We start from the raw sequence: 11,219 nt of genomic DNA, 5'->3' as shown, positions 1-11,219 counted from the left end.
GTCGTCGTCGGAGTCGTCGTCGAGCGGGTCGGTGCCGTGGGCGATTTCGTCGTTGTTGGCGATGCCGTCGCCGTCGGCGTCGGGATCGCAGACGTCGCCGATGGAATCGCCGTCCATGTCCTGCTGGCCGGCGTTGGCATTGCCCGGGCAGTTATCGGAGCCGTTCGGGACGCCGTCGCCGTCGACGTCGGTCGGCGTAGGACCGGGCGTCGGGGTAGCGTCGGGCGTGGGGCCGGGCGTAGCCGTCGGCGTAGGGTGCGGCGTCACGGAAGGCGTGGGCAGCGGAGTGGCCCCGGCCTCCAGCGTGGTGGCGGTCACCGTCGCCGAATACAGGCCGTACTCGGCGGGGATTGTGTCGCTCTTGACCGCCGCGCGGTAGCAATAGGTGGTGTTGGGCATCAGGCCAACGTCGGTGGTGAAGCCGATGCCGGTCATATCCGCGGGATCTGCCGGGATCGCGGTGAAACTGGCGGGATCGCAGGCGGCGTTCCCGCGCTCGACCTTGATGCCGAAGACGCCGTCGGTGTTCAGGTAATTGTAGACCACGAAGATCGTGCTCTCGGAAGTGGCCGAGACGTGAAGCGTGGGGATCGGCAGGGCCGTCTCCGGCGTGCGGACCTCGGCGACGTTGGAGTACTCGGAAGTATCCGTGCCCCGCTTGGCGCGGACGCGGTAGCAATAAGTGGTCTTCTCGGCGACCGCCGCGTCTTGATGGGTCTGGTGCTTGCCGTTGATCGTCGCGATGTTGCTGAAGGCGCCGCAGGTGTCGCTGCCGTCGGCCTTGGTGGCGCGCTCGATCTCGAATTCGTAGTCCTTGTCGGGCGTGGTCGGGACGAAGATGTCGCCCGGATTAAACACCCCGATGTCGCCCGGCTGATGAGGGGTCAAGGGGACGTCGGCCTTCCGCAAGGCCATCGCTTTGGTGGTTCCTGGCAGGGTGACGGAAGGGTGGAGCCGGAAGATATTCCGGTCCTTCAACAGGCCCAGGATGCTGGGATCGACATGGATGAAGCCGCCCTTTTTCCCGGGGTTGTAGTTCCACTTCAGCAGGACCTTCAGCGAGGCCGGGGTGCTGCTGGGATCGACCACGGCCGTCAGGCCGGTCGGGGTGACCAGAGGCGTCACCGTCGGGGTCGGGGAGGGCGTCGGGCTGGCAGGAGGCGTCGGGCTGGGCGTGGGCTCGGTGCTGCCGCCGTTGATCTTCACGTCGCTAATATCGTTGTTGTTGCCGTTGTCGCAGAGGACCTTGCCGCTCTGGACCTGGGTGGAGGTGGCGGTGATATTAAGGTTGGTCATCTTGACGCGGCTGGCGTTGAGGGTGATGGCGCATTCGCCCTCCGGGGTACCGGTAACGTCGATGGTGCCGCCGGCGCCGTCCACGATCAGGCCCCAGCCGTCGCCGCAGACCGCGGGTTTGCCGGCGCCCGCGGGGCAATCCAAATCGTTTTCATTCTTAATGTCGAGGGGGGCGGCCAGGTTGACGGTGATCCCGGAGGAGAAGGCGATCTTCTCGGTGCACATCCGGTACATGGTGCGGTTGAAACCTTCTTCGACCTTCCGGCGCAGCTCGTGGAAGCCGGGCTGTTCGGGGGTGTCGTCGCCGGTCATGACGGTGCAGGTAGTATTATCGACCTGCGCCATTGCGGTGGAAGTTACGCCGAGGAGCAACAGGGCAAGCATTAAGCGTTTCATATCTTTCCCTTTCGGTATCACCACATAAGGTCGGCGTCGGCGTCCGAGAGCCCCCTCCAGATGCCGGCGACGGTCTTAACTTACGAATAGTAAGGGGGTTTTTCTTCTCTAGGGGTTTTCGACCCGACGGGGGGAAAGTTGCTTCAAAAATTGGAGGCAACTCGTGTACAGGGGCGCCGATAATCGGGCCGAACAGCGATTCACGCTTTTGGGGGCACCTTAAGCGCAAACAGCTTCAAGGAGGCCCCCAATGACCCCCCCTATTCGAGACGCCGGTTCGGCGCCAGTTTCCACCAGCGATGCCTCGGTCCCGGCCGACGCCGCCGTCAGCGCGGATGCTTCCGCCCCGGCCGATGCGGCCGTGACGAGCGACGCGGGGGCGCCTCCCGCCGCGGATGCCGGCGCCAATCCCAATCCCTTCCGCCTGCGCATCGGCCTCGAGGGCGGCGGTGCCTTCACCGACATGTCCAACGGCTCGGGCGTCGACCACAGCGGCGGCTACGCCCGCGCGGAAGTGGGGATGGAATGGCGCCCCAATGCCGGCGACAGCGTCTTCATCCAGGCCAATGCCGGGACGGACTTCGCCTGGTTGAGCCGAGGCCTCGGGATGGGCGTCAACAGCAGCCTCAATTACCAAACGATTTTCGCCAACGGGCGCGTCGGTTACAGCCTCTTCGGGGGCAATCTCCGCATCAGCGGCGGCGTCGACTTGGGCACCGCCCATGTCGGGGCCCCGGAGTGCCGGGATGGGATAAGCTGCGGCGCGGTCTTCACCCGCAACCCGCAATTGCTGCCCATCGACAGCTGGGGTTTTCTGTTCCGTCCGGAACTGGGGATCTCCACCTTGAACGGCGCCCTCGGCGCCTTCGTGCGCGGCGGCTGGATGTTCGGCGTGAATCCCGCCTTCAACGTCGTGGACGGCGGCGGGCCCAATTTCGGCTTGAATATCCCCAACATCGAGGTCGGCGTCGGGATCGACGTCATGGCCATCATCGGTCTGTTCACCGGGGGATCGAGCTCTCGCAGCAGCAGCGGCGGCGCCTCGACCGAAAGGCCTCGGGAAGGGGCCGGTGGGACGGCGGAAGCCCCCGCGAATCCCCCACCTGTCGCGGAAGAGCCCGCCTTGACCGGCTTGGCCTTGGTCCGCGACCGGCGCGAGACCGCCTCGCGCTTTCGTACCGAGGCGACGGCGGCCTCCGAGCTGGTAACCAGCGCACGCGCCGGTTTCACCGGCGTCAGCGGGACCGATGCCGGGGCCATGACGCGCCGCCGCGTCCAAGCCTTGGAAGTCTTGAACCAGGCCCAGGCGGTCCTCACGGCCTATCAGCACATCACCGACTTGCTGGCCGAGGCCCAAGCGGGGTTAGAGGGCCTGACCGGCGCCGATCGGACGGCGGCCAACCGCGCGATTCAAGAGATGACCAATTGGCAGACCGAGGTCCGGCGCCTGGCCAGCCAGGCCTATCGCCAGGCCCGGCAGACCGCCGAGGATTTCAACGGCATGGCCAACCATGGGGAAGACGTGCCCTTTAACCTAGTCGATCCTGCGCCGGCCGCCGCGACGGGGACCGGGAGGCGGCGTCGGACGCGGACGGAGCCCCGTACCGAGCCGCGCACGGAGCCTCGGACAGAACCTCGTACTGAACCTCGCACCGAGCCTCGTACGGAGCCCCGTACCGAACCTCGGACGGAGCCTCGCACCGAACCCCGCACCGAGCCGCGCTCGCGGCCCGACGCCGGCGTGTCCCCCTTTATCTTCGGCAGTGACGAGGGCGGTGGTGGGAGTACCACGGTTCGTCCCGACGCCGGCGTGTCCCGGCCCCGCGAGGACGAGTAGTCTTTCCAGCCAAAGCGCTTGAAAAAGGCCCGGTTTTTCCCGGAGGGGAAACCGGGCCTTGTTTTTTTGACGCGGAAATCATGCCCGCAGACCCGCGATATTCCTAGCTCCGCGGGTGGGTCTGGAGATGCGTACAAGGTTTTAACGCAACTTTTCCCCGTTCCGCCGATAAATAAGGGCGAGATGCGGGGGGCACACAGGTCGTAAGACCCATTTCTGTTTTCGAATCATGGGGGCACAACCCATCCTTCGTAAACACTCCCGCTAAATCGAACAACCCTCGGTATCCGACTTTTGTCGTTCGCCGATTCGCGCCCGCGCGAAATTTCAGGAGGTTTACGAAATGACGCCACCCAAGCCCGCTGATTCCGCCAAACCGGTGACGCCACCGCCCCCCGCCGACAAGCCGGCTGACAAGCCTGCCGAGGCCCCCAAGGTCGAGGCCAAGGCGGAAGCGAAGGCCGACGCCAAGGTCGACACCTCCGCCTTCGTCCCCGGCGACACCAGCAGCTACACCCTGCGGACGGATTTTGGCTACGGCGGCCAGAATTTCGGCAACGATCAGGGCGTGGACCACTATGGTTTTCATTTCAAGATAGCGCCGGGTCTCATGTTCCGCTTCGCCGAAGATCGGCTGCGCATTCCGGTTCGCCTCTTCTACGGTTACCAAGGCCTGAACAAGGACCTGGGCGCGGGCGTCGAGAGCACCGCGACGATGCACCAAGTGGGCGTCGAGGGCGGCGCCGGCTACGCCTTCCACCCGACCTGGTTCTCCGCCTACGGCCTCTTCGGTCTGGGCGCACATATCTACAGCGCCCCCGAGTCCCGCGACGGGATGAAGGGCGCCGAGTTTAACAAGAATCCCTTGCTCTTCCCGCTGGACGGGGCCGGTTTCGGCCTCAACCTCGGGGCGGAGCTCTGCACCTGGTACGACGCGGTCTGCGCGAAGGCCGGTTACACCCACACCTTCGGCCTGAACCCGACCCTCGAGGTCGTCGACGGGCCCTCCAGCGCGATGGGTCTGAACCCGAACGGCTTCAACGTCGGCCTGGGCATCGACATCCTGCGCGTCGTGGACAACATCCGCGGCGGCGGCGTCGCCAAGCCGCGCGGCCATCGCGAAGAGCCGCGTAAAGAAGATACCCCGGCCGATGCCGGAAAGCCCGGCGAGGGCGGTAAACCCGCCGAAGGCGCCAAGCCCGGCGAAAAGCCGGTGGAGGGGCCTAAGCCCGCTCCGGCCCTGACCGGCGTGGCCCTCTTCGAGGCGAAGCGCGACGAGAACAAGAAATACGCCGAACAGGCGCAGAAGGGCGCGGCGGCCGCGAAGTCCGACCTGGACATCGTGAAGCTGGGCTCGACCGACGCCGCCAAGGCGAAGGCCATGGCCACCGACGCGGTTGCCTCCTTCCGCATCGCGCTTGAGGCGATGAACAACGCCAACGCGGTGGTTGCCGATCTCGAGAAGCAGCTCCCCGGCTTGACCGGCGACGACAAGACCAAGGCCGAGGCGGCGCTGAAAGAGGCGCGCAAGTCCGCGGACGAGTCCAACAAGCACGCCCGCGACGCCTGGGATTCCGCCTCGGCGGCGGTGAAGGCCTACGACAAGAAGCGCGGCAGCGAGAGCCCGGTGGATTTCCCGGACACCAAGCCGGCGGTCCAGGGGCAGGCTCCAAAGCCCACCTACAAGGCCCCGCCGAAGGGCAAGGGCGACCCGGCTCCGAAGAAAGACGAGCCGAAAAAGGATGAGCCCAAAAAGGATCCGCCTAAAAAGGATGAGCCGAAGAAGGATCCGCCTAAGCCCAAGGGCGGCACCGACCCGGACTTCTAGAGCCAGCCGATTTTATCGCCACAAAACCCTGTCCCGATTCGTCGGGACGGGGTTTTTATTTTGGGGGAAAAGGGCCTATGACGACTTCGCCTCGCGCGCCTTGCGGCCGCCGAGGATGATGCGCAGGCGGCCCTTGGCGAAGCCGCGGCCCTCGAGGACATCCATGATCTCGCGGTCGTCGTTGGCGGCCTTTTTGATCTTGGCGGCGTCCTGCTCGATGAGCTCGCGGCTCATCTCGATGCCGTAGGAACCCAGGATGGCCTTGATCTCGTCGAAGTGCTGGAGGATCGACATCCGCACCGACTCGAAGCCCGACTTGGCCGCGCTGGCGCGGGTCCAGAAGGCGAAGGGGTTCATCTGGAAAAAGGTCGTGTCGTCCTCTTTGGGCTCGATGAGGATGATGTCGCCCTTGAAGCTTTTGTCCTGCTCGTAGCGCTTCATGCCGTCCTGCAGGCGCGAGTGGTAGATCGCCCGGAAGACCTGGTTGAAGACACCGAAGACGCCGTTGTCGGAGATGCGCGGGTCCTTGGTGACGTAGCGGTTTTTCTCGCGCAGGTATTCGACGTTGACGATGTTCTTGAGCGGGCGGAAGGGATTGTAGCAGATCACCAGTTCGGCGCCCTTCTCGATGGCGAGATCGATGTTGGCGGTCTTGAGCACGCCGCCGTCGATGTAGTCTAGCCCCTTGATGCGCACCGGCTTGTAGAAGCCGGGGAGGGCGGTGGAGGCCTGGACCGCCTCGCTGATCGTGACATCGTTCTTCTCGTCCCAGCCGAAGATGGCTCGCTCGGAGCTGTCGAGGGCCATCGCGCTGATGTAGAGGTCTTTTCCGCGCATCCGCTTGAGCACTTTGAAGTGGTTGCTCAGGTGGTTGCGCTTCATGTTCTCGCGCAGGAAGCGCTCGAGCGGCTTGTTGTCGAAGAAGCCGGTGGGCACCGCGCTGAGGATGGAGGGCGCGGATCGGCCGCTGTAGAGGGCCTTGGCGAGGGGCCGAACCATCTTTTCGTAATTGGTGTAGTTGGGCTCGTGAAAGAAGCGCGCCACGCCCTTCTTCAGGCTGTCGCCGATGTTGGGCAGGGCCTGGAAGAAATCCAATAAAATGTTGGGGAAGTAGGCGAAGCGGTTGAAAAGGTACTGCAGCGGTTTCTCGACGATCTCGCGCCAGTTGGGCATGTAGATCTCGAGGGGCGAGAGCTGGGAGAAGTGTTCGCTGCTGCCGTCGAGGCTCTTGAGGATTTCCTCGGGGGGGATGCCGCCCGCCAAGGGCGCCGCCAGGAAGCCGCCGGCCGAGGTGCCGACGTAGATGTCGAAGTCGGTGACCTTTCGGTTGACCAGGAAATCGTTGAAGGCCTTGAGCCCGCCCGCCTTGAAGGCGCCGCCCGAGACGGCTCCGCCGGCGAGGACGAGGGCGGTTTTGCTGTGGTGTTTTTTCTTGGAGAGATCGCTTTTCTGGACGATTCGGATACCCAAAGGCCAGCTCCTTCCTTAACCAGGACCCCACCGTTCTTTTGACACAGTGGGTCGAGCCTAGCTTTGAAAATTGAAGAAAGTCAAGCTTTTGGGTGGGCGAACCTTGTGTTCGCCACTAAATCTCCCCCTTCCGCATCTTGAGGATCATCTTCAGATTGGCGTTGTACTTCCCATAGGCCTTCTCTCCGGCCTTGAATTGCGAGAAGGCCTCCTCGCGCTGGCCGTTCCGGAGGGCGATGTGGCCGAGCATGTAGTGGGCGTAGGCCTGCCAGGCAGCCGAGGGTTTGTTGGCCAAAAATTCCTCGAAGCTCTGCTTGGCCGCGGCGTAATTCCCGGCCCGGTTGTAGGCCAGGCCCCGGAAGTAGCGCGCGACGTTGATCGAGGGGTCTTCCTTCAGGACGCCGTTCAGCACCTCGATGGCCTCGGCCTGCTTGCCCGTCAGGGAGAGGAAGTTGCCCTTGAGGTTCTTCATGACGATGTTCTGGGGGTACTTGTCCAAGAGCTTCTGCGCCAGGGGCAGGCCCAGGCGCCCGTTGCTCTGCTCGTGGTAGACGAAGACCAGGGCCGCCGTCGCCAAGTCGTTGACGACCGAGCCCTCCGCGATCGCCTGCTGGATCTGGGCGATGCCCTCCTTGCGCCGGTCCTTGAAGAAGGGAAGGAACTTGAAGCGGCTGGTGAAGACGCTCTTCCAATAATTGAACAGGCCCAGGCCCAGGTTGACGTCGACGAAGGCCGGGTCCAGCTGCAGGGCGCGTTCGAGGCATTTCTTGGCCTGGTTGCTCTCGCTCAGCGCCTTGAAATACTCGTCCTTGCGGATGTAGTAGAAGCCGCGCAGGCCGCTGCTGGCGCCGCAGAGGAAGTTGTCCCAGGCGCTGGAGGTCTTGCTGTCCGCGATCTTGTCGACGATGACCTTGTTGCGCCGCTGTTCCTGCTCGAAGGTCGCGTCGAGGGAGAAGTCGAAATTCTCGAACATCTTGGAGTTGTAGAGCGCCATCAAGCCGAAGGAACCCAGTGGGGAGTCGGGGTACTGCCGCGCCAGCCGGTCGAAGTGGGCCTCGGCGGCCTGATACTGCCGGTTGAAGATCAGCGTTTGGCCGGCGAGGGCCTGGTTGAGCATCTCCTCGGTGGCCCCTTGCGGGATGTGTTTGAATGCCCCGAGGGACGCCATCAGGGTCAGGAGAAGGAGTATTTTGGGAATGCGGCGCAAGCGGGCCTTCCTTTCTTCGGATTTAAGAAATAACGAATTTGGGCGCCGAAGGTTAGGAGAATTTTTGCGCTGAAAAAAAGAAAGCATGGGCCTGGGGCTTGTAGAAAACCCCTAGGCCCATGCTGGACCTGGGATGAGGAGACTTTTAAACTTTTGGAACCCTATTCGATGCGGATCACGATTCCAACTGGAATCATACCCGCCGGCGCGGAAAAGCTCAAGCCTTGTCCGGCCTCGATCAAGGTCTTTCCGTCGACCTCCAGGAAATAGGCCCCCGGCGACTGAACCGTCCCCTGAAAGGGCAGATCCTTCAGGTCGTGGGAGTGGACCCCCTGCAGCTGGGTCCCCCGGTTGTCGTCCTGCGGGCCGTAGAGGGAGATCGCGCGGAAATTATAGCGCGGGTCCCCCGAGATGCCCCGGTTGCTCAGCTGGAGGGTGGCGTAAAAATCCAGGAGGAGGTTGCGCAAGCTCCAGCCCGTCGCCCGCTCGATATTCGTCACCCCTTTCACCCCGCTCTGCAGGAGATTTCTCAATAATTCCGGTCCATTGGACGCGGCCGGGTAGCGGCCCAGCTCGGCCTGTTCGTAGAGGTAGCGGAAGAAGAGATAGGAGCCGCCGCGCTGGGCGATGGAGATCCCGGCGGTGAAGGCGGCGTTTTCCGGGGCGACCAGGTAGAGCAGGACGCGGGAGGGATTTTCCACCCCGACCCGATCCAGGGAGCCGTCGGCCTCCAGGTCCTCGATGAAGTGGCTGATCCCCTCGTTGGCCCAGGCCTCCTCCGCCCCGTCGTTGCGGAGCAGGAGGTGCTGGTTGAAGCTGATCATGTGCTGGAATTCGTGGGGCAGCACCGAGCGCACGATGTTGGAATCCCAAAAGTCCCGGCTCAGCTGGACGTTCCAACGGCCGCCCGGGTCGGGGACGCAGAGGAAGAGGACCTCCTGTTCGTTGCTGCCGGGGATGCTGCTTCGCGGGTAGAGGTCGCCGCCGAAGAAATAGCCCGTGATGAAGCCGCCCCCCGAGGAGCCCAGGCGGTTGACCGCGGGGGAGAAGAGGACCGAAAAGGTCCCGTTCTCGTCGACGTCCGACTCGTTGCCGAAGAGGTTGCGCTCGTGGGGGATCTTGGCCTCGAATTCATCGATAATCGAGCCCAGATGGCCCGCGTTCAGGTCGTTCAAGACCGCCTCGTCCACGTAGTAGACCGCCTGGCCGCTGCGCCGCACCTCGACGCCGCAGACGGTCTCGTAGGCGTCGTTGTCGGAGAGGCTGCTTAAGACGCGGAAGTGGATCCCGCGCCCGCCGGCGCAGTAGGTCCGGGTCGCGGCGAAGGCCTTGCCACGGTCGTATTCCGATTCGGGGCTATAGGGCTCGAGGTCGCCGAGCTCGGATTCCCAGTTGCGGAGGCGCTTGTGCAGCAGAGAGGTCGCGTCGTCGGCCTCCGCTTCTTCTTCGATTTCCGCCGCCTCCAGCGGCAGGCTGGAGGGCGCCTCGAGGAACTTGGCCTGGGCCGCGTCGTTCAGGCCCTGGAGCTGGAAGTCGTAGTAGCCCGCCTGGCTGTTGGCGCCGAACAGGACGATGGAGAATTTCTCGCCGCCGGAGAGCTCGGAGAACTCGATGCGCGCCTGGTTCGCCCCGTCGAAATTGACCGGCCTCACTTCTCCCGGCGCGAAGCCCCCGCCCAGGGCCTGGGTAGAGAAATCGGCGCCGGCGCCCCCGCCCCCGCAGGCGGCCAGTCCCAGCAAGAGGATGCCTCGGATCCAAGCGTGAAAATTGAGGTGGTTGGGCCCCCGGCGCGAAGTAGACATAGCAAACCTCATCCTTCAAAGATTTGCGCGGGAAGGCTTTTCAGGCTCTCTCGGTTGGGTAGGCTTCTCGCCCTTTCGTAAAAGCAAGCGCGGGGCCAAGTGGAAATTGGGGTGCCTCAAAATGAAAAAATATAATTAAAACAATATATTATAATTCTCATTCCGATACCCGGAAGTATGACGATGGTCTGTAACATGGGTTTTTATTTACCCAACTGGAGGGATAAATACATGTAACCATAAAATAAATAGCGTTTTTTTTCGTACAATCGAATTTGCAAAGTAAAGGGTATAAATTAACCCATTTTGATGGGGCGAGGACGATGGTCAGATAAATAATTTAGATTATTAAGATTTTTATAGGCTTTTAAGCAGGAAGCTGCCCACGGCGATGCCCAGGGCGGCCAGGATCACGCTGTAGAGGATGAAGGTGTAAAGGCGCGGACTGCCCCGGTAGCGCTCCCGCATTCCGAGCAGCTCGAAGACGTTGGCCGGCACGCCCTGCGGGCCGGGATCGGGCGGGGGTAAGGGCAGGGCGGAGCCTTCGCTGCCGGAGGCGGACGGTTTCGGGGCCCTGCGCGTCGAGAGGATCGAGCGCTCGATCCGCGCTTGGCTGTAGGGGTCGAAGTTTCCCTTGGGGTTGAAGACGACGTTTTTGCCGGCCTCGTCGGCCATGCTGACCTGGAGCTGCTCGGCGATGTGGGCCAACTCGGTGAAGCTGAGCTCCTCGCCGAAGACGGCCTTCAGCTGGTCGTGGTCGATCTTTTGTCCGGGCTTGAGTTGGGCCAGCAGCTTGAGGAAGCGCTCGTCGTCGACCGCGATCTGGGCGAACTTCTCCTCCCGCGCCTTGGCGTCCTGCATGTATTTGAGGTCGCCGACCAGGACGTTGCCTTGGCCCTCCTTCTTGAAGAGCCCGCGGAAGACCATGGCCAAGACCGCCTCCATCGCCTTCTTGGCGGAGCGCTCCTCGTTGCCCAGCTTGAGCATGCGGGCGAAGAAGGCCTCCCAATCGCTCTTCACCGGGAAGCTCGGCTCGTCGGCGCCGGCGCCCGCCTCGAGGTCGCGGCCTTCTTCGAGGACCTCGTGAAGCAGCAGGGCAAAGCGGGTCTCGAAGTCCAGCTCGGCTTCGACGACCTCCTCGTGGCGCTGCAGTCGAGCCTCTTGCATCTTTTCGGCCTCGGCCTGCTGGGCCTTGTCGGATTCTTTGAGCGAGCCCCCTTCTTTGCGCAGGTGGATGCCTTTTTGCCGCAGCACCTTGCCCAGCAGGGCCTCGGCCTCGGGGCTCAAGGGATGCTCGCCGCCGTCCTCGCTGGGCAACTCGGTCAGGCTGCCGTCCTTGTTGAGGCGGAAGGCGCGGAATTCTTTTCCGTCCTTGACGAAGAC

At 63.3% G+C, this 11,219-nt stretch carries 6 protein-coding genes; 2 read left to right on the top strand and 4 right to left on the bottom strand.

Going from position 1 to position 11,219, the window contains the following annotated elements; genetic code table 11:
- The coding region (locus FBR05_12880; protein ID MDL1873073.1) for a hypothetical protein at window positions 1-399 on the bottom strand (399 nt) is incomplete at its 3' end.
- Between the two features lie 1,543 nt (window positions 400-1,942).
- Between FBR05_12880 and FBR05_12875 the strand changes: the two genes are divergently transcribed.
- Window positions 1,943-3,529: a hypothetical protein gene (locus FBR05_12875; protein MDL1873072.1), complete on the top strand. Its 1,587-nt coding sequence runs from the start codon at window positions 1,943-1,945 to the stop codon at window positions 3,527-3,529.
- A 343-nt stretch (window positions 3,530-3,872) separates the two neighbouring features.
- Entirely contained in the window at window positions 3,873-5,357 is a 1,485-nt protein-coding gene (locus FBR05_12870; GenBank protein MDL1873071.1) for a hypothetical protein, read from the top strand.
- Between the two features lie 75 nt (window positions 5,358-5,432).
- Here FBR05_12870 and FBR05_12865 read toward each other — a convergent pair whose 3' ends face one another.
- The 3 genes from FBR05_12865 to FBR05_12855 all read right to left on the bottom strand — a co-directional run bounded on the left by FBR05_12865 (window position 5,433) and on the right by FBR05_12855 (window position 9,836).
- Entirely contained in the window at window positions 5,433-6,827 is a 1,395-nt protein-coding gene (locus FBR05_12865; protein MDL1873070.1) for a patatin-like phospholipase family protein, read from the bottom strand.
- Window positions 6,828-6,942: 115 nt separating this feature from the next.
- Window positions 6,943-8,121, bottom strand: a complete 1,179-nt coding sequence (locus FBR05_12860; protein ID MDL1873069.1) for a DUF3808 domain-containing protein — start codon at window positions 8,119-8,121, stop codon at window positions 6,943-6,945.
- Between the two features lie 74 nt (window positions 8,122-8,195).
- Complete coding sequence (locus FBR05_12855; GenBank protein MDL1873068.1) at window positions 8,196-9,836, bottom strand: hypothetical protein; 1,641 nt, start codon at window positions 9,834-9,836, stop codon at window positions 8,196-8,198.
- Window positions 9,837-11,219: the final 1,383 nt, after the last annotated feature.

The sequence above is a fragment of the Deltaproteobacteria bacterium PRO3 genome (assembly GCA_030263375.1).
Taxonomy (GTDB): Bacteria; UBA10199; UBA10199; order DSSB01; family DSSB01; genus DSSB01.
This window is presented reverse-complemented; position numbering and strand designations above follow the sequence as displayed.